The sequence below is a fragment of the Romboutsia sp. genome (assembly GCF_035470145.1).
GTDB lineage: Bacteria > Bacillota > Clostridia > Peptostreptococcales > Peptostreptococcaceae > Romboutsia_D.
Map to the genome: position 1 here is coordinate 1 of NZ_DATIRC010000342.1, position 26891 is coordinate 26891.

The window sequence follows — 26891 nt, forward strand, 5'->3', positions numbered from 1 at the left end:
GATATATATCCTTTTTCCTCTACTTTTACTGGTGCAACTATATTAGAGTTTGAACCTATAAATGCTCCATCTTCTATTATAGATTTGAATTTATTTTTACCATAGTAGTTTACAAATACTACTCCACATCCTATGTTTACATTCTTTCCAACGTGTGCATCTCCTATGTATGAAAGATGTGATGCTTTAGAATTATCTTCTATTGTAGCATTTTTAACTTCTAAGAAGTCTCCTATTTTTACGTTGTTTCCTATGTTACTCTTTGGTCTTAAGTATGCATATGGTCCTACTGTTGTGTTTTCTCCAACTATACTATCTACTACTGTTGAACTTTCTACCTCTGTATAATCACCTATTTGTGAATTTGTTATACTAGAATTCATTCCAATTATACAACTTGAACCTATTTTTGTATTTCCTTTTAACATAGCTCCTGGATATACTATAGTGTCATTTCCTATTTCAACATCTGATTCTATATATGTTGATTTAGTGTCTATTATTGTAACTCCATTTACCATGTGAGATTCATTTATTCTTGCTCTCATTATTTCTTCTGCTTTTGATAGTTCCACTCTTGAGTTAACTCCCATTAGTTCTTCTATTGTAGAACCATTGAAAGCTCCTACTTTTTGACCCTTATCTCTCATTATTTTGATAGTATCTGTTAAGTAGTATTCCCCTTGAGCATTGTTATTATCTAATAAGTCTAGAGATTCTCTTAAGCTCTTTCCATTAAAGCAGTATATTCCTGAGTTGATTTCTTTTGATTTCTTTTCTTCTTCATTCGCATCTTTTTGCTCTACTATTTTAAGTAAATCTTGATTTTTGTCTCTTATTATTCTTCCATATCCTGTTGGGTTTTCTACTACTGTAGTAAGAACTGTTGTATGATATCCGTGTTCCATATGATAATCAAATAATTTCTTTAATGTTTCTTCTTTTACTAAAGGTGTATCTCCACATAACACTACTATTGTATCTTCATCATTTATATATTCTTTAGCCATTATAACAGCATGCCCAGTTCCTAATTGCTCTGTTTGCATTGCTATCATAGTGTCCTTAGGTAATTTTTCTTTTACTGTTTCACTTTCATGTCCTAATATTGTTACGATATTGTTAACCCCTGAGTTTTTACAAACATCTATTACATGGTTAACCATTTCTTTTCCACATACTTTATGTATTACTTTTGGAAATTTAGACTTCATTCTTGTACCTTTGCCTGCCGCAAGGATTATAGCTTTAAAGTTCATTTCTCCACTCCATTCTTTATTTTTATTCCCTCTGTATCTATATTATGTAAATCTTTATTTTTGTATACAATGTCTTTTCTATCACTAACTAATATAGCACCTTTTTACAAAAAAGTATACATTTATACAAAAATTTTAAACACAAAAAAGAGCCGAATAGTTCGACTCTTGATAAATTTTCTATATTTATTATTACTCAGCAGCAACCTCTAATTGAGCTACTGCTTCATGATATGCTTTTAAAACTGCATCTTCTAATACTTGTCTCATCTCAGCATTTATTGGATGAGCTATATCTCTGAAATTACCTTCCCCTACTTTTCTGCTTGGCATAGCTATGAATAGTCCATTGTGTCCTTCTATAACCTTTATGTCATGTACTACAAATAGATTATTGAAAGTTAATGAAACTATACACTTCATCTTACCTTCATCAGTTATCTTTCTTACTCTTACGTCAGTTATCTTCATCCCTTTATATCCCCCTTTTAAATTTTGTCAAATTAATATGCTTAATATTAGACTGTTTTTTTATATAATTCTAGGAATGTTTTAAATATCCTTTTTTATTTTTATAAAATTTATTATTTTTTGTAGCATTATTATTACTCTTCCTCGTCTAATATATCGTCGATATCATATTCTTCTTCTAATTCTTCGTTTTGGTATTCATATTTGAATGTCTTTAGATTTGGTTCTACTGTTACATTTTCACCATTTACATCTAATTGAATTAAAGATATATAGTCTTTTACCATCTTTTCTTGCGGTTTCATTGTAGATATAAATACCCCAGTTCCTATAACTTGTGCTCCAAATTCATTCATTAAATCTACCATTCCTTTAATAGTTCCTCCACCTCTCATAAAGTCATCTATTAATATAACTTTACTATTTGGTTTTAAGGCTTTTCTTGGCAAACTCATACTTTCTATTTTTGAATTGTGGCCATTTACATATGTCATACTAAGTGTCGGACCTTCTGATACTTTTATGTCTTTTCTTATTATAACTAATGGTAAATTCATAGCTTTTGCTGTCATTAGTGCCATTGGAATTCCCTTTGTTTCCATTGTTACTACATAGTCAGCATCTGCATAATCTATATTTGAGGCAAATATTTTACCTATTTTAGCGGCTATAGTTGGATCATATATTAAATCTATTAAATATAAAAATCCTCCTGATAAGATCCTTGATTTATCACCTATTTTTTCACATAAATCCATTAAGAATTCTTCATTTTCTGCTTTTGATGTTTTTGGTATGTATTTAACTCCACCAGCTGCTCCAGATATAGTTATTACCTTTCCTAATTGTAACTTTTCAAAAACGTTTTTTACAACTATTAAGTCTTCACTTATTGTTGACTTAGCTGCGTTAAATTGGTTCGTGAAATAACTTAATGTAAATATTTTATTTGGATTGTCTGATAGTATTTTTACTATAGCACCAATTCTCTCCGTTCTTTTAAACTTCATTAAATTTCCCTCCTACAATTGTAGCTATTTACTACATAAACTAACTAATGCATAACAATATTTATTATGATATAATAATTGTTATGTTTTAATTAATTTTTAAATATATTATATATATAATCTAGTATATGTATATTTACCATAAAATATTGAACATTATACTATTATACCACAAATATAGTTCATATTATAGAACTTAATTAAAAAGAAAGGTGGTTTTCTTATGAATATACATTTCATTGGAATTGGCGGTATAAGCATGAGTGCTTTAGCTGAAATATGTATTAATAAAGGATATAAAGTATCCGGTTCAGATGCAAACGAATCATATCTATTAGATAAGCTTAGAGCTCAAGGTGCTAATATATTTATCGGACACAAAAAAGAACACTTATCTGATGATGTAGATATGGTTATTTATACTGCAGCTGTGCATGAGGATAACGCTGAGCTTGTTGCTGCTAAAGAAAAAAATAAACTTACTATGAATAGAGCTGCTTTTTTAGGTCAAATCATGAGAGAATACAAAAACTCTATCGCAGTTTCTGGAACTCATGGTAAAACTTCGACAACTTCTATGTTGTCTACAATATTCCAATATGCGGACTTAGACCCAACGATATTAGTTGGTGGTAATTTAAGCACTATTGGAGGAAATGTTAAGATAGGTAATTCTGATCATTTTATTACAGAGGCTTGTGAATATGTTGACAGTTTCCTTAATTTCAATCCTAAGATATCTATAGTATTAAATATAGAAGAAGATCATTTAGATTACTTCTCGGGATTAGATGAAATAAAAGCTTCTTTCAACAAGTTCGGGAAATTACTTCCTAAGGATGGTTATTTCATAATCAATGGTGATGATGAAAATACAGAAGATATATTACATGAAGTTAAAGCAACTGTAATCAAATACGGAAGAAATACATCTAATGATGCAATTATAAAAAATATAGACTTTAATGAAAATGGTCACGGAATATTTGAATTAGAGCTTAAGGGTGAAAGCTTAGGAAAGTTTGAACTTTCTGTTCCTGGTCTTCACAATATATATAATGCATCTGCTGCTATACTTACAGCTTATGTATCTTCTATAGATTTAGAGCTTATAAGAACTAATATAAAAGCTTATAATGGTGTTGGAAGAAGATTTGAGGTTAAGGGTAACTATAATGAAGCTTTAGTTATTGATGATTATGCTCATCACCCAACTGAATTGAAGGCCACTTTAGCTGCCGCTAAAAAGATGAAAAAGTCTAAGTTATGGTGTATATTCCAACCTCACACTTACACTAGAACTAAATCTCTTTTAAACGATTTTGCTGAAGCATTCTATGCTGCTGATAAAGTTATTATTACTGATATCTATGCTGCTAGAGAAAACGATCCAGGAGATATTCATTCTAAAGATTTAGTAGAGAAATTATATCAAAATAATGTTGATGTAACTTATATAAGTAATTTTGAAGATATAACTGATTACCTTCGTGATAATGTTAAGGATAATGACTTAGTTATAACTGCTGGTGCAGGTCCTATATATAAGGTTGCTGAAGCATTAGTTCAAGAATAGTTAAAATCTAAAAGGGTATGCTAATTTATATTAACTAGCATACCCTTTTTTCTGTATATAAATATTATAGACTATTTTTCACTTTGCTCAAGTTCAAATACTTCTGACACGAGATATTCATATAAACCTGTATGAACTTCATAATAAGCTTTCGCCTTATTTTTTCCTTCACCAGCAGACATTTTAACATAATCTTTTCCCATCGTTTCTATTGTTGAATTGTAATATTTCCCTCTAATCGATATAGTAAAGTTATACTTACTTCTTTCTTTGTTCTTTTCAGGTTGAACTTTTCCAACAATTCTTTTTGACGCCATCTTATAAGAAAGATCATCAAACTTCCATTTATGTATTTTCTTAGTTTGACCTTTATAGCTTATTTCTACTGTTTCCCAACTCTTATATTGTTTTATGAAATCAAACGATAAATAAATACTTTCTCTTAAAAGTCTCTCAAACTCATTTTTTGTAGCTACTGGAACTTTATAGTATTCTTCTTTACTTACAGTGTAGGCTCTAAAGTAATTTAAGTCTGTAGAAAATCTTATTCCATCATCCGAGTATCCATTATATACAGGTGTATATGATTCTGGCTTTCTTATTTTAGTAAATTCACTAAATAGAACTTTCACATTAGACCAATATGATTCTTCTATTCTTATATTTTCTACTTTTGAATCTGATATATATATTTTTTCTTTTAATTTTATTTGATTTATTAGTGGTCTTGTATCTTCTTCTTGTTCTTCTGTTTTTACTGGTTCTTTATTTTTCTCATCAAGATTTCTTACACGATTAAAAGTTATAAAATATACTACAAAAAACAATATAATTCCAAGTATTAAAGCCATACCTTTTTTTAGTTTTCTTTTTTTAGCCATCAAAATCCCTCCTAAGGCTATATACTTATAAAACAATTATATTACTTTTATCAACATTTTGTAAGATATAATTATTTTATACACATATTCCCTGGGCAATTATTACATGGCTCGACATGAACTGTTATACCTTTGACAAGCTCTATGTCATTTATTATATGTTTTTCTAATTTATGAGCTATATCATGGCCTTGTCTTACGGTTATGTTTCCATCTACGCATATTGTTAAATCTACGTATGCCATAGCTCCATGTTTTCTTGTTCTTATCTCTCCTAAATTAAGTACTCCTTTTGTTTCTTTTGCTATTTGTTTTATTCGTTCTTCTTGTTCATCATCTATAGATAGATCCATTAATTCATTTACTGAATTTTTTAGTATATCTATTCCTACTTTAGATACAAAAAATGCTACTACTACTGAGGCTAGGGGATCTAGTGCTTTAAATCCTAAAATCGAACCTCCTATACCTACAAATGCAGCAACGGATGATAATGCATCTGATCTATGATGCCATGCATCTGCCTTTAACGATGGTGAGTTTATCTTTTTTGCTACTTTTATTGTTATTCTATACTGATATTCCTTTATTATTATTGATATAATTGCTACTACTAGTGGTAATAGTGTTGGTATCTGTACCTCTTGTAAATTAAATAATGATTTTATTGCTTCTACTCCTATTGTTAATGATACCAATATAAGTAATATTGATAATAAAAATGATACCAATGTTTCTGCTTTTTCATGTCCATAGTTATGCTCTTTATCATTAGGTCTTGATGATACATAATTTCCTATGAGTACTCCTACTGAACTTATTATATCTGATGCCGAATGCAATCCATCTGATATCATTGCATTGGACTTTCCTAAAACTCCTGCGATTATTTTTATAACGGTTAAAATAATATTCCAAATTATCGACTGCACGGTTACTTTAGTAGCCTCTTCATATCTAGTTTCCATATTTTTATTCCTCTCTAATCTTATAAATCCAACCTCTAAATCGGATTAACACACCTGATTTTAAAAATTATTTGAGCCAAGTATTGGCGAACCTCTTGCACTATATGAGCGAAGCGAATTTTTTATACATAAATTTATTTATATCCATAGTTCGCTCTTTTTAAGCATAAAATTAATCTTATATGCAAATGGATACATTTTGCTTTTAATACCGATTATCAATGCTTATAAACATCAAAAATCACCTAGCTTTTGCTAGGTGATTTTAATCACATTGTATAATATTAACTTATATTATGCTTCTTTTATTATTTCTGTTACCATTATTGAAGAGTTTATTAAATCTTCTATTGCTATATACTCTTCTAATGTATGAGCATTTTTCATACCTATTCCTAGGTTTATTGCTTTTATTCCATTTTTATTTAATATGTTAGTGTCACTTCCTCCACCTGTAGAAGCAGTGTATCCTTCTATGTTCATGTTAGAGAAAGCTTTTTTAGCAAGTGCAACTATTTCATCATCCTTTTCTACATTGAAAGGTGCATATGCTCTAGCAACTTCTATATCTATTTGTGCACCAAACTCATCAGCAGCTTTTTTGAATGTTTCTACCATATGATTTGTTTGAACATCTAATTTTTCTTCACTTAAACTTCTAGCTTCAGCTACTACTTCTAACTCTGGCATAACTATATTTGTTGCTATACCACCATTAACTATACCTATATTAGCAGTAGTTTCTTCGTCTACTCTTAATAATTTCATGTTTTCTATAGCTCTTGCTGCTACCATTATTGAACTTATTCCATTTTCTGGTTGAAGTCCTGCATGAGCTGGTTTCCCTGTTATTTTAACTTTTATAGCATCTTGAGCAGGTGCTTGAATTATTATTTCTCCAGGAGAACCACCACTATCTAGTACAAATGCATAGTCAGTATCTAATTTAGAATAATCTAAGTACTTAGCTCCATATAAGCCACCTTCTTCCCATATAGAGAATACTACTTGTATGTCCGTGTGTTGTATATCGTTTTCTTTGATAGTTCTTAATGCTTCTAATACAGCTGCTATCCCAGCTTTATCGTCAGAACCTAATACTGTAGTTCCATCACTTTTTATTATTCCATTAGCTTCATCTATTATAGGTTTTATTCCTATACCAGGGCTAACTGTATCCATATGTGAACTAAATAATAATTTCTTTCCTGATCTATTTCCTTTTAATGTAGCTATTACATTTCCAGTTTCCCCACCAGCTTTTACTCCAGCATCATCTATTAAAACTTCACAGCCTATTTCTTCTAATTTCTTAACTAGAACTTCTGCTACTTTGCCTTCTTTTGAAGATGGACTGTCTATTTGTACTAATTCTAAAAATTCATCTATAAGTCTTTGCTTGTTTATCATGATGTTTCCTCCTAAATTATAGTATCTTTATATATTTTAGAGTAATATCATAATATTATCAAGAGGATAAGGCAATTTATTCTATTTTAATATTCTTCTTGTTCTAGAATCTATAAGACATAACCAGTATCCTAAACTATCATTTCTAGTATCACATGGTTGATAAGTAGTAAATCCTGTATGACCTTTATCTGGCTGTTCATCTTTATGACCTGGAACTGCATATATATAGTTCTTTCTCTTATTGTACTCATCATATTGTACTCCAAATAAATAATGTCTATATTTATATGAGTTCATTACCGCATCACTATACATTGTATAATTTAATGAATTTACATATCCTAAATAAGGCATTGTATATCCACATAATGTTGTTGGATTTATTTCTATTTTCCACCATCTACTATCTTCTATCTCATTATTTACGAAAGGTTTAACTTCAGCAAAATATTTTAGTCCTTTCTTTATTTGTCTTGGCATTAATAATGCTCCCGCTGACTTAGTATTTTGAGTTTTATTTTTATTTTGTAGTTTTTCATAGGATTGATATGGTATATGCTGATATCTTGGTTGTTTAAATTGATTTATATTTTTAGCTCTACCTTGTGCTTGTTTAGACTTTGTTGGTTGTGATTTTTCCTGATATAAATTACGATCTATCGTTTTTTCAACATTATCGTATTCTTCGTACTCTTCTTCTTCCTCTTCTTCCTCTTCTTCCTCTTCTACTTCTATATATTCATCATCATCTTCTTCTATCTCTATATACTCTATTTCTTCATACTCTTCAAAATCTTCTCCATCTTCTACTTCTATATATTCTATTTCCTCATACTCCTCAAAATCTTCTTCATCTTCTACTTCTTCATACTCGTCACCTGTAAATAATATTTCCTCATAATTATCTATTTTACTTCCCTTAAAACCTATAAGTGGAACACATTTTTCATAAAGCAAAGCTATCCCTTTTATTTCTATGTCTTCTTTATCTAGATTTAAAACAAATTCACCCTTACCTTGTTCACTTAAAACAATTCTACCTAAATCTAGTGTTTCATAATCACTTTGTATAGCAACTACTCTATATCCATCTTTTACACATTTAAGATTCTCTACGTATAGTGACACTACTGATTTTTCATCATTTATTTCTACTTTAGCAAATGCTTTTGGTAAAATGCGCTCTTTGTATCTAAAATTATTGTCCTTAGCTTCAAGAATTATATAATCTCTCTTAAACTTTCTTTTAGAAGCCATCTCTAATACCCCCTTTTAACATAATTTCTCTAAATAGTATATGACTTATGTTATAAAAAAAGTACCTTCTATTTTGAAGGTACTTTTGCATTTACTTTATTTGAAAGAGTAGCAAATTCTTCTATTGTAAGAGTTTCTCCTCTTCTCTTTTCATCTATATTAGCTTCTGCTAAAACTTCTTTTATCTGCTCTTTACTTAAAAATCCTAATCCACTTAGTGCATTAAGTAAAGTTTTTCTTCTTTGTCCAAATGCTGCTTTAACTGTCTTGAAGAATATTTCTTCACTTTCTACTGGATATTTTCTTTCTGGTCTTACATGAAGTCCTATAACTGTTGAGTCTACATTTGGTTGCGGTATGAACATGTGTCTTGGTGCTTTTGCAACTATTTCTGTTTCACAGTAGTATTGTACTGCTATTGATAAAGCTCCATAATCTTTTGTTCCTGGTACTGCGTTCATTCTATCTGCAACTTCTTTTTGTACCATAACTACTATATCTGTTACTGGTATATCTTCTTCTAAGAATTTCATAACTATTGGTGTAGTTATGTAATATGGAAGGTTAGCTACTAGTTTAACTGGGCCTCCATTTAATTTTTCTTTTACTAATTCTTGTACATCTACTTTTAATATATCTTGGTTTACTACTTCTACATTTTCAAGATCTGATAATGTTTCTCTTAATATAGGTATTAATGTTTTATCTATTTCTATAGCAACTACTTTGTCAGCTACTTTTCCCATTTCTCGAGTAAGTGTCCCTATACCAGGTCCTACTTCTATTATATAATCTCCTTCTGAAAGTCTTGCGCCTTCTAATATTCTATCTATAACATTATCGTCTATTAAGAAATTTTGTCCTAAAGACTTTGAAAACTTGAATCCATGTTTTTGAACTACATCTTTGGTTGCTCTATGTGATGAAAGTCTATCCATTTATATTTCTCCTTTTAATATCTAGTGTATCTTCATATACACACGTATTTATTATTATAATTTTTTTAATGCTTCATTAAATTCTTCTCTACTTACTCCGTAATTATTTAGTCTATTTAGAAATTGCTTAGCATTTCCATATCCTATTCCAAGTATTTTTCCAAGTTCATCTCTTCTAATAGATGCATCTTCATTTCCTATAAGTCCGTTTCTTATCAGATCTACTTGCTTAAATTCATCTCTTTTATCCGTACTTTCTGTTCTTACTTTTTCAAGAGCTGCTATTATACTTTTTGGAGTAGCATTCTCGATTCCTATATCTCCATCTTTTTTAGCTTCTTCTCTTGGTAAAAATGCATGTTTGCATCCTGGTACTTCAGCTGCTATTTTTTTTCTTATTTTTTCTCCTGCAAAATCTGGGTCAGTGAATATTATTACTCCACGTCTTTTCTGAGCTGATTTTATACGCTCCATAACACCTTTTGGAAATCCAAATCCACCAGTTGTTATAAGCTCAGCATCAAGAGCTCTTTTTACTGCGGTAACATCGTCTCTTCCTTCTACAACTATAATTTCTTTTATCATTATTAATTCACCTTTTTATCTATTTTTAATCTCGTATCTTAACTTACATCTTTATATTTTACGTTTTTTACATAATTTTATCAAGAAAAAATAAAGCTATAGTACAATTATGCACCATAGCTTTGATTTTAATGATTATAATATTTATTATTTTATATTGAAAAATCTCTTTGCATTTTCTTTTGTAGCTTCACATACCTTCTCATAAGATATTTCTTTTTCTTGAGCTATCTTATCAGCAACAAATGCTACTAGTGATGGGTCATTTCTTTTTCCTCTGTGTGGCTCTGGAGCCATGTATGGTGAATCAGTTTCTATTAATAAGTATTCTAAAGGTATTTCTCTTACTACTTCTCTAGTTTTTTTATTATTTTTGAAAGTAACTGTTCCTGGTATAGAAATATAACATCCCATTTTTACATATTCTTTAGCTAACTCAACAGTACCACTATAACAATGAAGTACACATCCTATTTCAGGGTCTTTAGTATTTTTGATTATTTCAAAAGTGTCTCCATGTGCATCCCTATCATGTATTATTATTGGTAATTTAAGTTCATTAGCTAACTCTATTTGCTTTTTAAACCATTCTCTTTGAATTTCTCTAGGCGAATTATCATAGTAATAATCTAATCCTATTTCACCTATTGCAACTACTTTTTCATTTTCAGTAGCTAATTTTCTTAGAATATCTATTGCATTATCATCTAGTTCTCCTACATCGTGGGGATGTACTCCAACTGCTGCATATATAAAGTCATATTTTTTAGCAAGTTCAATACTTGTTATAGAACTTTCTATATCTGCACCTGGATTTACAACTAAATCTACTTGTTTTTCTTTTAAAGATTTTATTAGTTCTTCTCTATCTTCATCAAATCTTGCATCGTTTAAATGTGCATGTGAGTCAAATAACATTTTTTATTCTCCTAACTGATTAACGAACTTCGCATCCATCCTTAGCACCTGTTGCTAGCGGTACTACTAAATTATCTCCATCATTTCCAGCTGCTAATATCATACCTTGAGATTCTACACCTCTTAATTTAACTGGCTTTAAGTTACATACTACTATAACTTCTTTTCCTACCATTTCTTCTGGTTTATACCACTTAGCTATTCCAGATACTATTTGTCTTGTTTCTGGTCCAATTTTTATTTGAGATACTAATAGTCTATCTGCTTTTGGATGCTTTTCACAGCTTAGAACTTTTCCTACTCTTAGCTCTACTTTGTCTAATTCATCTATTGTTATATTTTCTTTATGTTCTATTAGTTCTTCTACTACTTCATCTTTTTTTTCTGAGAACAATTCGTTTAATTCTTCTACTTCTTTTTCAACATCTAATCTTGGGAATAGAGCTTCCCCTTTATGAACTTTTGTGTTTTCGCCTATAAGACCAAATGTCTTAACACTTTCCCAAGTTGTTAAGTTTTCGTCTGTTATACCTAATTGACAGTATATTTTCTTAGCAGTATCATTCATTATTGGGTTTATAAGTGTAGCTACTGTTCTTATAGATTCACATAAGTTATATAGAACTGTATCTAAAGTATCTTTTTGTGCTTCATCTTTAGCTAAAGCCCAAGGCATAGTCTCATCTATATATTTATTTGTTCTTCTTATTAGCTTCCAAGCACTTTCTAATGCTTCATTAAATTGAAGTTTATTCATTTCATTCTCAAAGTTTTCTACTGATAATTTAGCAACTGCTTTTAAATCTGCATCAAATTCAGTATTTGCTTTAGCCATTGGTATTATGCCACCATTGTACTTTTCTACCATTGCTACAGTTCTACTTACTAAGTTTCCTAAGTCATTTGCTAAATCTGAGTTAAGTCTTGTTATAAAGTTTCTATGAGTATAGTTACCATCTTGTCCAAATGCAAATTCTCTTAATAAGAAGTATTTTAATGAATCTACTCCGTATCTTTCTATCATTTGTTCAGGGTATACTATATTTCCTTTTGATTTACTCATTTTATCGTTATCAAATAATATCCATCCATGACCATATACTTGTGTAGGAACTTCTTCTCCTAAAGCCATTAATATTGCTGGCCATATTATAGTATGGAATCTCATTATTTCTTTACCTACTATATGAACATTAGCTGGCCAGAACTTCTTGTAGTCACTATCATTTTCACTCATATATCCAAGAGCTGTTATATAGTTGCATAACGCATCTACCCATACATATATTACATGCTTTTCGTCAAATGGTACTTTGATACCCCAGTCAAAAGTAGTTCTAGTTACACATAAATCTTCTAATCCTTTGTCTAAGAAGTTTGCAACCATTTCATTCTTTCTTGATACTGGGAAACAGAAATTAGGGTCAGCGAATAATTCTCTTAATCTATCTTCGTACTTAGATAATTTGAAGAAGTAAGCTTCTTCTTTAGCTAAGTAAGTATCTCTTCCACAATCTGGGCACTTATTTCCTTCTAATAATTGAGACTCTGTCCAAAAACTTTCACATGGAGTACAGTATCTTCCTTCGTAAGCTCCTTTGTATATATCGCCTTGTTCATATAACTTAGTGAATATCTTTTGAATTATTACTTTATGTCTATCTTCAGTAGTTCTTATGAAATCGTCATATGATATATCCATTGTATTCCATAATTTCTTTATATCTGCTATCATTCCATCTAAGTATTCTATTTCTGTCATACCTTTTTCTCTAGCAGTCTTTTGTATTTTTTCTCCGTGTTCATCTGTTCCTGTTAAAAACTTTACATCATATCCACAGAAACGCTTAAATCTTGCTATTGCATCTGCTGCAACTGTTGTATAAGTATGTCCTATATGTAAGTTACCACTTGGGTAGTATATAGGAGTTGTAACGTAAAAACTTGGTTTAGTCATATTTATTACCTCCTCTGATTTTAATTTTCTATAATAAAAAACTCGCCACCTATGATATACATAGGGGCGAGATTATATACGCGGTACCACCCTAATTTATCTAATACTTACTAAGTTAATACCTTAGTATTTAGATATCTTAGCAGACGTTAACGAGTCTAATCGTTTTATCTTAAAAATAGATAATCTATTATTCGGATAAAAAAGCTCCGAGACCATGTTCAATAATTTTTTAACGCTAGCTTTCACCTATTCTAGCTCTCTGTAGAAAAAATCCTTATTTACTCTTCTCTTCTTAGCTTATTTGTTATATATTTTTCACTTAAATAATATATTATATTCATTATTTTTTGTAAATTCTATTTATCATGTATTAAGGTTAATTTTATTAAATTTAATACATGATGTCAATCTATATTTTCCTTAATCAATTTCTTTTAGCAACGGATGTATCTAAAGTACTTCGCCAACACGTTGCTCAAAGCGAGAGCGAAGATATATCGTTGGCGACATGAAGTGATTCGCCGACATGTCGCTCAAGCGAAGCGATTTTTTATATAACTTTGTCTAAGAATTGTTTTGTTCTTATATGCTTTGGATTATTAAATATCTCTTTAGGATTTCCTTCTTCTAATATATATCCTTCATCCATAAATACAACTTTACTTGCAACTTCTCTTGCAAATCCTATTTCATGTGTTACAACAGCCATTGTCATACCTTCATCAGCTAGTTCCTTCATAACTTCTAAAACTTCTTTTACCATCTCAGGGTCTAGTGCTGATGTAGGTTCATCAAATAGCATAACATCTTGCTTCATAGCTAAAGCTCTTGCTATTGCTATTCTTTGTTTTTGTCCACCTGATAATTGATTTGGATATTCATCTTTTTTCTCAGCTAACCCTACTCTGTTTAAAAGTTCCATAGCATCTTTTATTGCTTCTTCTTTTGCAATATTTTTTACTTTTATAGGTGCCATAATAATATTTTCTAGTACTGTCATATTAGGAAATAAGTTGAAATTTTGAAAAACCATTCCTATATTTTGTCTGATTTTATTTATGTCACATTGCTTGTCTAATATGTTATTTCCTTTAAATAATATTTCTCCATCATTTGGTTGTTCTAATAAGTTTATACATCTTAATAATGTACTTTTCCCTGATCCACTTGGTCCTAGTATAGCTACTATTTCACCCTTTTTAATATCTAAATTTATATCTTTTAATACTTCTAATTTTCCATATTTCTTTTTTATATTTTTTATCTGTATCATAACCCTAATCCCCCTTTATGCAGCCTTATCAACTTTTAATTTATTTTTTACTTTAGTTGATTTTCCTGCACTTCTAGTTTGTAGCTTATTTTCAAATGAACTAACTAACTTCGATAAACTAAATGTAAGTACAAAGTAAATCATAGCTGCTACTATTAACGGTTCAAATGCTAGATAGGTATTTCCTCTAACTATATCTGAGCTATACATTAAATCTTGTATTCCTATTATAGATACTATTGATGATTCTTTTACTAAAACTATAAATTCATTTGCTAATGCTGGTAGTACATTTTTTAAAGCTTGTGGTATTATTATCATTCTCATACTCATTGAGTAGTCTAATCCTAAAGAACGACTAGCTTCCATTTGTCCTTTATCTATAGACTGTATTCCTGATCTTAGTATTTCTGCTATATATGCACTTGAGTTTATAGATAAAGCAAATATTGCTGCTATATATTCAGATGATATAAATGCTATATCTGGGAATTCAATTCCTATTGTAGGAAATCCGAAATAAATTATATATATTTGAACTAACAATGGTGTTCCTCTTAAAAATTCTATATATGCACTAGATAATATACTTAACAGTTTATTTCTAGATATTTTCCCTAGGCATACTATTGTACCTATTATAAACCCTAGTATTAAAGTGAACAAAGATATAATTATAGTTATCTTGGTTCCATCTATGAAAAATTGTGAATACTCTTTTAAAAATGTAAAATCCATACTCTCTCTCCTTATACTTTATTGAGCTAATTCAGTAGCTTTCTCTACGAAATCTTCTATCTTGCCTTCTTTACTTAACTTAGTTAATACTTTATTAACTTCATCTAATAATGCTTTATCTTCTGATTTACTTACTGCAATTGCAGATCCTTCAGCTGTACTCTCACCTAAGTCTACATTCGCATAGTCTATATCTTGATATTGTTTTAGATATCCTTTTGTAGTTTCTTTACTTATAACTACTGCATCTACATTACCATTTTCAAGTTCTAAAACTACATCTGCTATTTTACTTAAAGATTTTGTATTTGTTGCTTGTATAACATCTTTTACTATACCCTCTTGAAGACTTGCTTTTTGAACTCCAATTTTAGCATCTTTTAAATCTTGTATAGTTTTGTATTTATTTAAATTTTCTTTCTTTACTAAAATTACGTTTCCTCCATTATAATAAGTGTCAGAAAAATCAACTGCTTTCTTTCTCTCTTCTGTAGGAGTCATACCCGCAATTACCATATCTATATTTTTTGACTTTAATGCACCTAATAATCCATCAAACTTCATATCTTTTATCTCTAATTTTACACCTAAGTCTTTCGCTATTTCTTCAGCTATCATCATATCAAATCCTACAATTGTATCTTTCCCATTTATCTTCTTGTGAAATTCATATGGTGGATAATCTGCACTAGTTCCTATAGTTAAAACACCTTTATTTTTTATTCCTTGTAATTCACTAACTTCTTTCTTTTGAGAAGTACATCCTACTGTTCCTAAAGTTAAAGCTCCTACTAAAACACATAATATTGATTTTTTTAAACCTTTCATGATAATTCCTCCTATTTGGTAATAATTTGTAATTGATAATTAATGTTTACTATTTTCTTGTTATTTTGCCCAATTTTCTTTTGTATATCTGTTTTTTTGTAACAAAAAAGTCTCCTAGCAAAATGCTAAGAGACGAAATTATCCGTGGTACCACTCTTATTGATAAGTTTTCAAATAGACTAATATCACTAAATATAATTCATTATATTAAAAAAGTCTCTTGGTTATAAAAACCAAGAGACGAATTATATCCGCGTTACCACTCTTATTGATAAGTAAACTTATCCACTCTATCCCTTAAGGCGGGCATACCTATCGCCATACTATTACTTCAAGCAATATTCTCCAAAGCTCTCTTCACAATAAACATCCTTACTAGGCTCACACCAAACCCTAGCTCGCTGAAAATCTGATTAATGCTACTCTCTTTTTCATAGAATTTATTTTTTTGAATTTTATTATAATATGTATTATAGCTAGTTTATTTTAAAGTGTCAATATATTTAAAATGTTTTTTATTTGGTTTTTTTTAACTATGTAAATAATACATAACATATAAATACAGATGCTAAAACACCTGTTATATGACATAACATAGAACAAATCAAAGTATGTCTTGTGTTTTTAATTTTTAGACTTCCAAAATAAATAGCCATAGTATAGAAAATAGTTTCAGATGCTCCCACAATAGTTGCACCCATCTGCTCTATTAAAGTTCCCATACCAACTCTATTTGCAAGTTCACTATACATTCCAAGAGCTCCACTACCTGACAAAGGTTTTATTATTATAAGACCTATAAGCTCTTTAGGAATACTAAATAAGTCAGCTAAAGGTTTAAAAATAAATTCTAAAACATCAATCCCTTTGCCTGTTTTAAATATACCAATAGCAAGAAAAATACCTATTATGTACGGTAATATAGACCAAGTTGTCTTTAATCCATCTATTGCCCCTTTAACAAAACTATCATATATATCTACACCTTTAATTTTACCATGTATTACAATACCTAAAATTATAAGGGGTATTGTTAAGTTAGAAAATGTATTTAACATTATTTATACCTCCTTTTTTGCAATAACTTACAGCTTATTATTGCAACTATTGTAGATACGCATGTTGCAAATAAAGTAGATATGATTATCTCACTAGGATTATATGAACCACCATCTAACCTTAATTTAATCATAGTAAAAGGTATTATCTGGATAGAAGATATATTTATAACTAAAAACATAATCATATCATTAGTGGCTGTATCTTTTTTATAATTCAAAGTCTGTAGCTCATTCATTGCCTTTAAGCCAAAAGCTGTAGCCCCATTACCAGCTCCTAACATATTTAAAACCATATTCATTACTATATATGACATTGCTTTGTGTCCCTTTGGGACTGATGGAAATAACCGTTTAAGAATCGGTGATAATAAATCTCCTATTTTTTGTATTAAACCAGAGTCTTTTGCTATATTCATAATCCCCATCCAAAGAGTCATTATACCTGCTAAACTAATTGCAAACTCAATACCTCTTGATGCTTCACTCAATATAACCTCATTCAATTGTGTAAGATTGTTTGATAGTATACTACCAACTATACCAATTGACATCATCCAAAACCATATTTTCCCCATAACAATCCCCTCCCTATAAATAATTTTATGATAAGTAGGTTATACTTTATACTTGAAAGTTGTACTATATTATGTTTTAGTATATATGTGGGGTTTTTTATAATTTTTAATATTTAAGGAGAAATATAATGAGAAATTTAACACTTCTTACCGATTTATATCAACTTACAATGTTAAATGGATATTTTGAAAAAAATATTCATGAGGATATAGTTGTATTTGATATGTTTTTTAGGAAAAATGCCTGCAATAGTGGATATACCATAGTATGTGGTATTGAGCAGTTTGTTGAATATATAAATAACATTCATTTTTCGGACGAAGATTTAAAATACCTAAAAAGTTTAAACTTATTCTCGGATAATTTTTTAACGTTTCTTAAAGATTTTAAGTTTACTGGGGATATATATTCTGTTGAGGAAGGAACTATTATGTTCCCTAATGAGCCTATACTTACTGTAAAAGCTCCATTATATCAAGCTCAACTTATTGAAACCGCTTTACTAACAATTGTTAATTTCCAATCACTTATAGCTACGAAAGCCTCTAGAGTATGTTTTGCTGCTCAAGGAGACCCTGTGCTAGAGTTTGGCTTACGTCGTGCTCAAGGTCCTGATGCTGGTACATATGGTGCAAGAGCTGCTATAATTGGAGGATGCTCAGCTACCGCAAATGTTTTAGCTGGTAAGCTATTTGATATACCTGTAGTAGGTACTCAAGCTCATAGTTGGGTTCAAAAATTTGATACTGAATTAGAAGCATTCCAGGCATATGCTGATATATATCCAGATAAGTGCTTACTACTTGTTGATACTTATAATGTATTAAATAGTGGTCTTCCTAATTCAGTAAAGGTTTTTAACGATTTAAAAGAAAAAGGATATAAACCATTAGGCATAAGATTAGATTCTGGTGATTTGCAATATTTATCTAAAGAATGTAAAAAAGTTTTAGATAAAGAAGGATTCTCAGATATTAGTATTACAGCTTCTAACGACCTTGATGAATATACCATAACTGCACTAAAAGCTGAGGGTGCTGCTATAAATTCTTGGGGCGTTGGTACAAAATTAATAACTTCTTCAGATTCCCCATCTCTTGGTGGAGTTTATAAATTAACTGCATCTTTTAAAGGTGGTGAAATAGAGCCTAAAATAAAGCTATCTGAAGATCCTGAGAAGATAAATAATCCAGGATATAAAAAGGTTGTTAGAATATACAACAAAAATAATAAAGCTGAAGCAGATTTAATTATGTTACATGATGAGGTTATAGATGCATCTAAACCTTTAACGATATTCCATCCTACTTATACTTGGAAGGCCAAAACTTTTGAAAATTACACAATAAAAGAACTTCACAAGCCTTTATTTATAAATGGAGAATGTAAATATGAGCATAAATCAGTTATGGAAATACGAGATTATGTAAGTAGTGAGTTAAACACTTTATGGGATGAGTATAGAAGACTTTCAAATCCTCAAACTTATAAAGTTGACTTATCTCGAAATCTTTGGAATTTAAAAACTAAAATGATAGATTCTAAAAAATTCTTATAATACATTATCTTAATTAAGGGGGATTAAAACATGGATATTACAGATCACAAAATTATAGACATTTTACAAAAAGATGGTAGAATTTCTATGAAAGACTTAGGTAAAATAGTTGGATTAACTTCTCCAGCTGTTTCTGAAAGAGTTAAAAGATTAGAAGAAGCAGGTGTAATAGAAGGTTACAAAGCTATAGTAAATCCTGATGCTTTAGGAAGAGTTATTAAGGCTTTTATACATATATCTCTACCTAGTAATAAGTATGACGATTTTATTAAAGAAGCTCGTCAAAATCCAAAAATAGTAGAATGTCATCACATAACAGGTGACGATTGCTCTGTACTAAAGGTTATAGTTAAAGATATGTATGAACTTGAAAACGTTATCGATTCTATAAAGAAAATAGGTTCAACTAAAACCTCTGTTATATTATCAACACCGATACAGGCAAAATCTATACTATAAAGTTTGCATATGATTTTTTTATACTATATAAAAGACTATAGATTGTTTATATTTGATAAATAATCTATAGTCTTTTGTTTTCATATTTAAATTTTTATATTAGGTAAAACCCCTATTTATATCTGTATATATAATTTGTTAAAACATATTCCATATATGTTTTTATAACACCTGTATCTTCATTTGGGTGTAATAATTTTCTAGTAGCAACTATATCACAGTATCCTAATAATAAAATTCCTATAGTATCTTCTCCTATTATATCAAATATCTCAAATAACTTTTCTTGACTCATGTTGTTTGTTTTATAAAGTACTAAAAGTATCATATGATATCTTACATATTTAGTAAGTAAATCAATTGTATCCGTTTTTAAACTTAAATTTTTACCCAAATTAAAAGCTATCTCTGCTCCTACTATTTCATGTTCTTTAAAGTGTGTTCTTCCTGCCATATCTATAGTTTTGCTATCTGGCTTTCCTATATCATGTAAAAATACTCCTAATTTTAATAACTGAAATCTATTTAAATTACTGCATAGATCACTACTTAAGTAATCTTGTATTTGCTTTCTTATATGAGTTGGAAAAAATCCTTTTTCTTTTATTATAGTTTCAAGTTCTTTCAGTGCCTTTAATGAGTGTTCATATGCATTAACTACATGATATTTACACTCCCCAACTAGTTTCATGTCTTTTACTTCAGGTATAATTTCTTCTAATATTTTATCCTCATCTAATTGGCGAATTTTATTATAAGTATCTTCACAGCATAAACTATTTATTAATATATTTTGTAGCTTCATCTACACCACCTCGAGTTTTATGTTTTATAAATCTAGTACTTGCTTATATACTACATCTTTTTTAAGCTTTCTATCTTTACATACTGCTTTAATTGCATCTTTTTTATCCATACCATTTTCTATTAAAGCTAATACATATTCTCTTTCATTAAGGTCATCATAACTATTTTGAATAGTTTTTTCTCCTGTAAATCCTTCTACTATTAAAACAAATTCACCCTTAACATCTTTTTCATTAAATATGTTTATAACTGTTTCTATGTCTTGCCTTATTACTTCTTGATATTTTTTTGTAAGTTCTCTATTTACAGCTATTTTTCTATTACCTAAGATTTTTAGCATATCTTTTAGAGTTTCTTTTAATCTATGTGGTGATTCATAAAATATTATAGTTCTTCTTTCTTCTTTTACTTCTTCTAATTGATTTCTTCTAACTTTTTTATCTCTATCTAAAAATCCTTCAAACACAAATTTACTTGTTTCTAACCCTGAACCAACCAAAGCTGTTACAGATGCTGTTGCTCCTGGCAAGACTTCTATTTCTATATTATTCTCAATAGCTTGCTTTATCACATCTTCTCCTGGATCAGATATTCCTGGCATGCCTGCATCGCTTATTAAAGCAATATTTTCTCCATCTAATAATTTATCTATTAAATATCCGCCTTTTGAACCTTTATTATGCTCATGGTAACTAGTTAATGGCTTTGATATTTCAAAATGATTTAAAAGTTTTATGCTATGTCTAGTGTCTTCAGCTGCGATTACATCTACTTCATTTAATATCCTTACTGTTCTATAAGTCATATCTTCTAAATTACCTATCGGTGTTGGACATATATATAATTTTCCACTCATTTAGTTTTCTCCTATATCTTCATTTGCATATACTGCTCTTAATTCTTCTGTATAATTTCCATCTTCTCCATATACATATAATGGATCTAATATCTTAAGCTCTGGTCTTCCATCTTTTACAAACTCTACAAGGACCAAGTTTGGCGCTTTATTTGCTCTTGGATGTATAAATTGTAATTGCTTAGGCTCTAATCTATACTTTCTTCCTAATGTTATTATATCTACTAATCTAGTAGGTCTATGTATCATGAAAAATTTACCTTTAGGCATTGTTAATCTTGAAGCTGCTTTTATGACATCCTCTAGGTTACATTTTACCTCATGTCTCGATATAGCTTTCTTATCATTAGGATTTTTTATTCCATCCATGTGCATATATGGAGGATTTGAAGTCACTACATGGTATCCATGTACTTCTAATTCTTGATCTATTGTTTTTATATCTGCATTTACTATTTGTACCCTGTCTTCTAAATTATTTAATTTTACAGAACGAGTAGCCATTTCATATACTTCTTCTTGTATCTCTACCCCTACTATTTTTTTAGCTTCACTTTTACCTGCTATAAGTATTGGTATTATTCCTGTTCCAGTTCCTAGGTCTGCTACATTAGCCCCTCTTTTTACTTTTGCAAAATTAGCTAATAATACTGCATCTATTCCAAAACAAAATCCATTAGTATCTTGTATCAATTTTAGACCTTTTAATTGTAAGTCATCTATTCTTTCTGTTTCTTTTAATTGTATATCCATGTATATCTCCTTTCATGTCCTATTACTTAAATAGTCTTCTTTAATATCCTATTTTATACTCTATTTGCATACATTTTATTCTTAAAATAGGTCTATGTTGTATTATACTTATTTTCTATAATTAATTAAATTTTATTTTATCATAAAAAGGTAGGAAAAATCCTACCCCCTTAATTTTCTTATTTTGACTATAATTAGTCTTCTAATTTTTTTAATTCTCTTAACGTTGCTTCATCTAATCCTTCATCTCTAAGATTTCCACAACCTCCACCACATTTTTTAGGTTCTTGTAATATTTTAACTTCTTCTCTGTGATATATCTTTATAGTTTTATCATTAAATTCTATCTTGACTTGCTCTAGTAACGGATTTATTTCTGTAACTTTTCCTTTTCCTTCTTCAACTTTTACTAATGCACCTACCACCGGCATTGCATCTATAGCTTCAGCATATACATCATGCTCATATTTTAGACAACAGAATAACCTTCCACATATACCTGATATCTTTGTAGGGTTAAGTGATAAACTTTGGTCTTTCGCCATTTTTATTGAAACAGGTTGAAAATCTCCAAGCCATGAAGAACAACAAAGACTTCTTCCACATGGTCCTAATCCACCTATTGATTTAGCTTCATCCCTTACTCCTATTTGTCTTAACTCTATTCTAGTTTTAAATATTGATGCTAAATCTTTTACAAGTTCTCTAAAATCTATTCTACCTTCTGCTGTGAAATAGAATATTAACTTATTTCTATCAAATGTGTATTCACAATCTATTAAAAACATAGTTAGATTATGGTCTTTTATTTTTTGTTTGCATAACTCAAAAGTTTCTTTTGCTTTTTCTTTATTTTCAAGGTATACATTAGTATCTTCAGGTGTTGCTATTCTTATAATTGGTTTTAATGGTGAAACTAACTCACTTTCTTCTATTTCTTTTGGACCTACTACTACTGTTCCATATTCTAGTCCCCTTGCAGTTTCAACTACTACGTCTGCATTTTTTTCTATCCTTAAGTCAACTGGATCGAAGTAATATATTTTCCCTGCGCTCTTAAATCTAACACCCACTATCTTTATCATTTAATCACCTCATATATATTTAAAGCCATAACTTGTATACTGATATTAAAGTTACAATTGCTTCTTATCTTTTTCTTTGTCTCTTCTATTATATCAATAATTTTAGATACTTGAGAATAGGTAATTTTTTTGCTCATATTTTGTATAAATGTTATCTTATCTGAATTTATTATCATGCTTGTCTCAACCTTTTCCTTTAAAAGCATCATATCTCTAAAATAATTAACCATCATATCTAATATGTTAACAACTTCTTTTTTATATTTATCCATGTTAGTTGCTATTTCTAATATATCTATTATATTTTTATCGAGTATCGTTTGTATGTATGACTGTATATCTTCCCTCATAATTGCAAATTCAGCAGATTCTGATAGCTCTAGTGCCTTTTTTATGCTTCCTCTTGAAAAAGTTGCTAATAATTGAGCTCTTTGCTCATCCATACCTGTTTTTGTTAAATAATTTTTCAACTCTAATAAAGATATTGGTAAAAATTTAATTATTTCGCATCTAGATTTTATAGTATCTAGTAATGCTTCCTTATTACTTGTAATTAAAATCATTATAGCATATTCAGGTGGCTCTTCTAATGTCTTTAATAGTGCATTTTGAGCTTCTATTGTCATTTTCTCTGCATCATTTATTATGTATATTTTATAATTATTGTGTGGTTTTATTATTATATCTGTTTGTAATTTTCTTATTTGTGATATTTTTATGCTATTTCCATCAACATATATATTTATATAGTCAGGGCTACTATCTACACTTTGGCTATTGAGCAATATTTTTGATAATTCCTCTGCAAATTTCTTTTTCCCTATCCCCTCTATACCTTCAAACATATATGCATGATTAATTTTATTATTTCTCATTGAATTTGTTAAATATTTTTTAGCAAATTCTTGACCTATTATATTTTCAAAATACATATTTACCTCTCCACAGAATTCATTGTGTCTGTAACTAATTTATAAATCTCTTCATGTATACTTTCTATACTTCTTAGATTATCATTTTCTACGCATTTTATTTTGTTCCAATTGTATTTATCTACTATATCTAAAGAATTATTATACGATTTTTCTAAATATTTTATATCACTTTCATGAATGTCTTTTTTTGATTCTCCTGTAATTTTATTTTTTCTATTTTCCATAAGCTTTTTGCTAAACTCTACCGGAACATCTAAGAATATAACACAATCTGGTTTTGGTATCTTATACATATTGAATTCATAATCAAATAACCAATCTAAGTACTTATCTCTATCTTCTTTATCCATTTTAGACGCTTGATGTACCATATTAGACGTTGTATATCTATCAGCAAGTATTATTCCACCATTACTGTAAAATTCCTCCCATTGTGTCTTAAATGATGCATATCTATCAGCAGCAAAAAATGTAGATGCTATATATGGGTCTACATCTGAAGGCTTGTCTCCAAAATCTCCTCTTAAATACATTTTTACTAATGCTGAAGATTCTGAAGCATAGTTTGGGTATTCAACTTTTTTTACATTATATCCATCTTTTAAAAGCCTTTCATATAGCTTCTTAGTTTGAGTGGCCTTTCCGCTTGCGTCTGATCCACTTTCTATGATTATTAACTTTCCGTTCATATTTATATCCTGATTAAAAATAATATTTTTTAAAATATTTAATCAGATTTCACCTCCATATATATTATCTAATCGACTATAATCTCTATGAATTCTAAGTTTGAGTCTTTTATACCACTTACATTCATTCCTTTTTTATTGCATAATAATATGTAATCTATCACTTCTTTTGTTATTACTTCTCCTGGAGATAATAAACTTATTCCTGGTGGATAAGGTATTATATATTCTCCACAAATTTTTCCTATGCTTTCATATATTTTAACACTTTTTTTAGGTTTATAAAATGCTTCTCTAGGACTTAATACTTTTACTGGTATGGTCATCGGATATTCTATATGTTCTATGAATTTTTCCTTATAAGATTTCTTACTAATATTATTTAATGCATCCTTCATCATATTAAAGTCATCTGAATTATTTCCTATAGTGCATATTAATAAGACACCATAATAATTAGCTAATTCTACCTGTATATTGTATGTTTCCCTTAGTGTTGTTTCTAATTCATATCCTGTTAACCCTAATCCTTTTGATGAAATAAATACTTTAGTTTTATCATTATCATTATATATATCTATAGATTCATTATTTTTTATATCTTCCTTAAATCTATCTATATTTAATAAAAGATCTTCCATTAATTCTTTTCCTTTTGTTTCATATATGTCCACTGCTAACTCTAAAGAGGACATAAGTACATATGAAGGACTTGAAGATTCAATAATTCTTAACATTGTTTCTAGCTTATCTTTGTCCACTCTATTTCCTTGTATATGTATCATAGACGATTGAGTAAATGAAGGCAATGTTTTATGAGTACTTTGTATTACTATATCAGCGTCTTGATCTAGTGCTGTTTTAGGTAGTTTATCACTTAATCCTAGGTGAGATCCATGAGCTTCATCTACTATAACTATCATATTTTTTTCGTGAGCATATTCACATATCTTTTTTAAGTCATATGTCTTTCCATAATAAGTTGGATATGTTACTAAAACAGCTTTCGCATCTAAATTATTATCTATTGTATCTAATACCTCTTGTACTTCTACACCTTCTAATATATTTATTTCGTTATTTATCTTGGGTAATATATATACAGGTTCTATATCTCCTAAAATACAAGAATTTATAACTGACTGATGACAGTCTCTGTTAACAATAAGTTTATCTTTAGGTGAACATAAAGCCATTATAGCGCCTTGTATGCCACATGTACTTCCATTAATCAAATAATATGTATACTCACTTTTAAACACCCTAGAAGCACGCTCTTGAGATTTTTTAATTATTCCTTCTGGTGAGTGTAGATTATCTGTACCTGATATTTCTGTTGTATCCATTTTATATATATTTTTTACTATATCTGAATACCCTAGTTTATCATAAACCTTGCCTAACTTATGACCTGGCATATGAAATGATATTAAATTCGTATCTACAATTCCTTTTAACTGATTTATAATTGAATTTTTCACTTTACCCTCCCTATGCTTATTAGTATTGTAATATCTTTTATTATAACTACACTACTTTTAAATTGTATAATCTTTTATTTTTTATTTATCATCATTATTTTAATTATATAAGTTCGTAATAATAGTATATCTTATTTTATATGTATAAATTTACATTATTTATTATAATAAAAACTTATATATAATTAAAAGCCGTTGATTTTATAAATTTTTATCAACGGCTTCCTTTTAATTTCTAAGAATTATCACTTATTATTTGACGTAGTGTAAAAAATAAATATACTTGAGTAATACCTACTACAAACTTTATCATTCTACTTATAAATTCTTATATATAGTTTTTCCAAATTTTAAAATTCAATTTGCCTGGAAACTATAATAAGGCCTTCAAATGAAGACCTTGTTTTTTGAAATAAAAAAGATTACGTGGCTACGTCTTACTCTCCCAGGCAGTTACCCACCAAGTACCATCAGCGCTAAAGAGCTTAACTTCTGTGTTCGGAATGGGAACAGGTGTATCCTCTTTGCTATTATAACCACATAATCTTTATGTTTT

At 29.2% G+C, this 26891-nt stretch carries 25 protein-coding genes, 1 rRNA gene, 1 pseudogene and 2 other annotated features; of the genes and pseudogenes, 3 read left to right on the top strand and 24 right to left on the bottom strand.

The genetic code is table 11. The features are described 5' to 3' along the window. The 3 genes from glmU to purR all read right to left on the bottom strand — a co-directional run. Positions 1 to 1259, bottom strand: a 1259-nt coding sequence (gene glmU, locus VLM92_RS13695; protein ID WP_325276891.1) for a bifunctional UDP-N-acetylglucosamine diphosphorylase/glucosamine-1-phosphate N-acetyltransferase GlmU, incomplete at its 3' end; no start/stop codon positions are given. A gap of 192 nt (positions 1260 to 1451) precedes the next feature. Continuing rightward, complete coding sequence (gene spoVG, locus VLM92_RS13700) at positions 1452 to 1730, bottom strand: septation regulator SpoVG (protein ID WP_026902395.1); 279 nt, start codon at positions 1728 to 1730, stop codon at positions 1452 to 1454. Between the two features lie 134 nt (positions 1731 to 1864). Further along, positions 1865 to 2740 (bottom strand): pur operon repressor, encoded by an 876-nt coding sequence (purR, locus tag VLM92_RS13705; RefSeq protein WP_325276892.1) that lies wholly within the window; start codon positions 2738 to 2740, stop codon positions 1865 to 1867. A 223-nt stretch (positions 2741 to 2963) separates the two neighbouring features. Here purR and murC point away from each other — a divergent pair, with 223 nt between their 5' ends. Then, positions 2964 to 4316, top strand: coding sequence for a UDP-N-acetylmuramate--L-alanine ligase (gene murC / locus VLM92_RS13710; protein ID WP_325276893.1), 1353 nt, complete (start codon positions 2964 to 2966; stop codon positions 4314 to 4316). A 71-nt stretch (positions 4317 to 4387) separates the two neighbouring features. Here murC and VLM92_RS13715 read toward each other — a convergent pair whose 3' ends face one another. The 13 genes and pseudogenes from VLM92_RS13715 to VLM92_RS13775 form a co-directional block, all read right to left on the bottom strand. Continuing rightward, positions 4388 to 5197: a hypothetical protein gene (locus tag VLM92_RS13715; protein WP_325276894.1), complete on the bottom strand. Its 810-nt coding sequence runs from the start codon at positions 5195 to 5197 to the stop codon at positions 4388 to 4390. A 71-nt stretch (positions 5198 to 5268) separates the two neighbouring features. Beyond that, complete coding sequence (locus VLM92_RS13720; protein WP_325276895.1) at positions 5269 to 6165, bottom strand: cation diffusion facilitator family transporter; 897 nt, start codon at positions 6163 to 6165, stop codon at positions 5269 to 5271. Between the two features lie 294 nt (positions 6166 to 6459). Further along, entirely contained in the window at positions 6460 to 7575 is a 1116-nt protein-coding gene (locus tag VLM92_RS13725) for a M20/M25/M40 family metallo-hydrolase (protein ID WP_325276896.1), read from the bottom strand. Between the two features lie 81 nt (positions 7576 to 7656). After that, positions 7657 to 8835, bottom strand: coding sequence for a hypothetical protein (locus VLM92_RS13730; RefSeq protein ID WP_325276897.1), 1179 nt, complete (start codon positions 8833 to 8835; stop codon positions 7657 to 7659). A gap of 68 nt (positions 8836 to 8903) precedes the next feature. Continuing rightward, on the bottom strand, positions 8904 to 9773 hold the full coding sequence (gene rsmA / locus VLM92_RS13735; protein ID WP_325276898.1) for a 16S rRNA (adenine(1518)-N(6)/adenine(1519)-N(6))-dimethyltransferase RsmA: 870 nt from the start codon (positions 9771 to 9773) through the stop codon (positions 8904 to 8906). A 54-nt stretch (positions 9774 to 9827) separates the two neighbouring features. Beyond that, positions 9828 to 10358, bottom strand: a complete 531-nt coding sequence (rnmV, locus tag VLM92_RS13740) for a ribonuclease M5 (RefSeq protein ID WP_325276899.1) — start codon at positions 10356 to 10358, stop codon at positions 9828 to 9830. Between the two features lie 147 nt (positions 10359 to 10505). Next, entirely contained in the window at positions 10506 to 11276 is a 771-nt protein-coding gene (locus VLM92_RS13745) for a TatD family hydrolase (protein WP_325276900.1), read from the bottom strand. A 19-nt stretch (positions 11277 to 11295) separates the two neighbouring features. After that, a pseudogene (gene metG / locus VLM92_RS13750) lies at positions 11296 to 13278 on the bottom strand (methionine--tRNA ligase); the annotation flags it as partial. A gap of 14 nt (positions 13279 to 13292) precedes the next feature. Continuing rightward, positions 13293 to 13539: a binding site (T-box leader), on the bottom strand. 247 nt (positions 13540 to 13786) lie between these two features. Beyond that, entirely contained in the window at positions 13787 to 14509 is a 723-nt protein-coding gene (locus tag VLM92_RS13755; protein WP_325276901.1) for an amino acid ABC transporter ATP-binding protein, read from the bottom strand. A 15-nt stretch (positions 14510 to 14524) separates the two neighbouring features. After that, positions 14525 to 15247 (bottom strand): amino acid ABC transporter permease, encoded by a 723-nt coding sequence (locus VLM92_RS13760; protein ID WP_325276902.1) that lies wholly within the window; start codon positions 15245 to 15247, stop codon positions 14525 to 14527. Between the two features lie 18 nt (positions 15248 to 15265). Beyond that, positions 15266 to 16075 carry a transporter substrate-binding domain-containing protein gene (locus tag VLM92_RS13765; RefSeq protein ID WP_325276903.1) on the bottom strand — a complete coding sequence of 270 codons (810 nt, stop codon included), beginning with the start codon at positions 16073 to 16075 and terminating at the stop codon, positions 15266 to 15268. Positions 16076 to 16308: 233 nt separating this feature from the next. Then, positions 16309 to 16519 (bottom strand) — a binding site (T-box leader). Positions 16520 to 16608: 89 nt separating this feature from the next. Beyond that, positions 16609 to 17133 (bottom strand): spore maturation protein, encoded by a 525-nt coding sequence (locus VLM92_RS13770; protein WP_325276904.1) that lies wholly within the window; start codon positions 17131 to 17133, stop codon positions 16609 to 16611. Further along, complete coding sequence (locus VLM92_RS13775) at positions 17133 to 17711, bottom strand: nucleoside recognition domain-containing protein (protein ID WP_325276905.1); 579 nt, start codon at positions 17709 to 17711, stop codon at positions 17133 to 17135. The genes VLM92_RS13770 and VLM92_RS13775 overlap by 1 nt, the downstream gene beginning before the upstream one ends. 128 nt (positions 17712 to 17839) lie before the next feature. Here VLM92_RS13775 and VLM92_RS13780 point away from each other — a divergent pair, with 128 nt between their 5' ends. Both VLM92_RS13780 and VLM92_RS13785 read left to right on the top strand, forming a co-directional pair. Continuing rightward, on the top strand, positions 17840 to 19270 hold the full coding sequence (locus VLM92_RS13780; protein ID WP_325276906.1) for a nicotinate phosphoribosyltransferase: 1431 nt from the start codon (positions 17840 to 17842) through the stop codon (positions 19268 to 19270). Between the two features lie 30 nt (positions 19271 to 19300). After that, complete coding sequence (locus VLM92_RS13785; RefSeq protein WP_325276907.1) at positions 19301 to 19729, top strand: Lrp/AsnC family transcriptional regulator; 429 nt, start codon at positions 19301 to 19303, stop codon at positions 19727 to 19729. Between the two features lie 112 nt (positions 19730 to 19841). Here VLM92_RS13785 and VLM92_RS13790 read toward each other — a convergent pair whose 3' ends face one another. The 8 genes from VLM92_RS13790 to rrf form a co-directional block, all read right to left on the bottom strand. Continuing rightward, positions 19842 to 20534: an HDIG domain-containing metalloprotein gene (locus VLM92_RS13790; protein WP_325276908.1), complete on the bottom strand. Its 693-nt coding sequence runs from the start codon at positions 20532 to 20534 to the stop codon at positions 19842 to 19844. Positions 20535 to 20558: 24 nt separating this feature from the next. Further along, positions 20559 to 21392 (bottom strand): 16S rRNA (cytidine(1402)-2'-O)-methyltransferase, encoded by an 834-nt coding sequence (gene rsmI / locus VLM92_RS13795; RefSeq protein ID WP_325276909.1) that lies wholly within the window; start codon positions 21390 to 21392, stop codon positions 20559 to 20561. Then, positions 21393 to 22145 carry a tRNA1(Val) (adenine(37)-N6)-methyltransferase gene (locus VLM92_RS13800; protein WP_325276910.1) on the bottom strand — a complete coding sequence of 251 codons (753 nt, stop codon included), beginning with the start codon at positions 22143 to 22145 and terminating at the stop codon, positions 21393 to 21395. A 194-nt stretch (positions 22146 to 22339) separates the two neighbouring features. After that, positions 22340 to 23230, bottom strand: coding sequence for a stage 0 sporulation family protein (locus VLM92_RS13805; RefSeq protein ID WP_325276911.1), 891 nt, complete (start codon positions 23228 to 23230; stop codon positions 22340 to 22342). After that, entirely contained in the window at positions 23227 to 24162 is a 936-nt protein-coding gene (locus VLM92_RS13810; RefSeq protein WP_325276912.1) for an ATP-binding protein, read from the bottom strand. The genes VLM92_RS13805 and VLM92_RS13810 overlap by 4 nt, the downstream gene beginning before the upstream one ends. Before the next feature lie 2 nt (positions 24163 to 24164). Further along, on the bottom strand, positions 24165 to 24854 hold the full coding sequence (locus VLM92_RS13815) for a thymidylate kinase (protein WP_325276913.1): 690 nt from the start codon (positions 24852 to 24854) through the stop codon (positions 24165 to 24167). A gap of 68 nt (positions 24855 to 24922) precedes the next feature. Then, a complete protein-coding gene (locus tag VLM92_RS13820; RefSeq protein ID WP_414708164.1) occupies positions 24923 to 26272 on the bottom strand; it encodes an aminotransferase class I/II-fold pyridoxal phosphate-dependent enzyme in 1350 nt (449 codons plus the stop codon). A gap of 487 nt (positions 26273 to 26759) precedes the next feature. Further along, positions 26760 to 26876: ribosomal RNA gene (rrf, locus tag VLM92_RS13825) — 5S ribosomal RNA — on the bottom strand. Positions 26877 to 26891 lie beyond the last annotated feature (15 nt).

Coding starts and splice junctions, on each gene's coding strand:
- murC (WP_325276893.1), top strand. CDS start 2,964: ATGAATATACATTTCATTGGAATTGGCGGTATAAGCATGAGTGCTTTA.
- VLM92_RS13800 (WP_325276910.1), bottom strand. CDS start 22,145: ATGGATATACAATTAAAAGAAACAGAAAGAATAGATGACTTACAATTA.
- VLM92_RS13775 (WP_325276905.1), bottom strand. CDS start 17,711: ATGGGGAAAATATGGTTTTGGATGATGTCAATTGGTATAGTTGGTAGT.
- VLM92_RS13790 (WP_325276908.1), bottom strand. CDS start 20,534: ATGAAGCTACAAAATATATTAATAAATAGTTTATGCTGTGAAGATACT.
- VLM92_RS13815 (WP_325276913.1), bottom strand. CDS start 24,854: ATGAACGGAAAGTTAATAATCATAGAAAGTGGATCAGACGCAAGCGGA.
- VLM92_RS13780 (WP_325276906.1), top strand. CDS start 17,840: ATGAGAAATTTAACACTTCTTACCGATTTATATCAACTTACAATGTTA.
- rsmA (WP_325276898.1), bottom strand. CDS start 9,773: ATGGATAGACTTTCATCACATAGAGCAACCAAAGATGTAGTTCAAAAA.
- rnmV (WP_325276899.1), bottom strand. CDS start 10,358: ATGATAAAAGAAATTATAGTTGTAGAAGGAAGAGACGATGTTACCGCA.
- VLM92_RS13765 (WP_325276903.1), bottom strand. CDS start 16,075: ATGAAAGGTTTAAAAAAATCAATATTATGTGTTTTAGTAGGAGCTTTA.
- purR (WP_325276892.1), bottom strand. CDS start 2,740: ATGAAGTTTAAAAGAACGGAGAGAATTGGTGCTATAGTAAAAATACTA.
- VLM92_RS13715 (WP_325276894.1), bottom strand. CDS start 5,197: ATGGCTAAAAAAAGAAAACTAAAAAAAGGTATGGCTTTAATACTTGGA.
- VLM92_RS13730 (WP_325276897.1), bottom strand. CDS start 8,835: ATGGCTTCTAAAAGAAAGTTTAAGAGAGATTATATAATTCTTGAAGCT.
- spoVG (WP_026902395.1), bottom strand. CDS start 1,730: ATGAAGATAACTGACGTAAGAGTAAGAAAGATAACTGATGAAGGTAAG.
- VLM92_RS13805 (WP_325276911.1), bottom strand. CDS start 23,230: ATGATAAAGATAGTGGGTGTTAGATTTAAGAGCGCAGGGAAAATATAT.
- VLM92_RS13745 (WP_325276900.1), bottom strand. CDS start 11,276: ATGTTATTTGACTCACATGCACATTTAAACGATGCAAGATTTGATGAA.
- VLM92_RS13725 (WP_325276896.1), bottom strand. CDS start 7,575: ATGATAAACAAGCAAAGACTTATAGATGAATTTTTAGAATTAGTACAA.
- VLM92_RS13720 (WP_325276895.1), bottom strand. CDS start 6,165: ATGGAAACTAGATATGAAGAGGCTACTAAAGTAACCGTGCAGTCGATA.
- VLM92_RS13760 (WP_325276902.1), bottom strand. CDS start 15,247: ATGGATTTTACATTTTTAAAAGAGTATTCACAATTTTTCATAGATGGA.
- VLM92_RS13820 (WP_414708164.1), bottom strand. CDS start 26,272: ATGCCAGGTCATAAGTTAGGCAAGGTTTATGATAAACTAGGGTATTCA.
- rsmI (WP_325276909.1), bottom strand. CDS start 21,392: ATGAGTGGAAAATTATATATATGTCCAACACCGATAGGTAATTTAGAA.
- VLM92_RS13770 (WP_325276904.1), bottom strand. CDS start 17,133: ATGTTAAATACATTTTCTAACTTAACAATACCCCTTATAATTTTAGGT.
- VLM92_RS13785 (WP_325276907.1), top strand. CDS start 19,301: ATGGATATTACAGATCACAAAATTATAGACATTTTACAAAAAGATGGT.
- VLM92_RS13755 (WP_325276901.1), bottom strand. CDS start 14,509: ATGATACAGATAAAAAATATAAAAAAGAAATATGGAAAATTAGAAGTA.
- VLM92_RS13810 (WP_325276912.1), bottom strand. CDS start 24,162: ATGTATTTTGAAAATATAATAGGTCAAGAATTTGCTAAAAAATATTTA.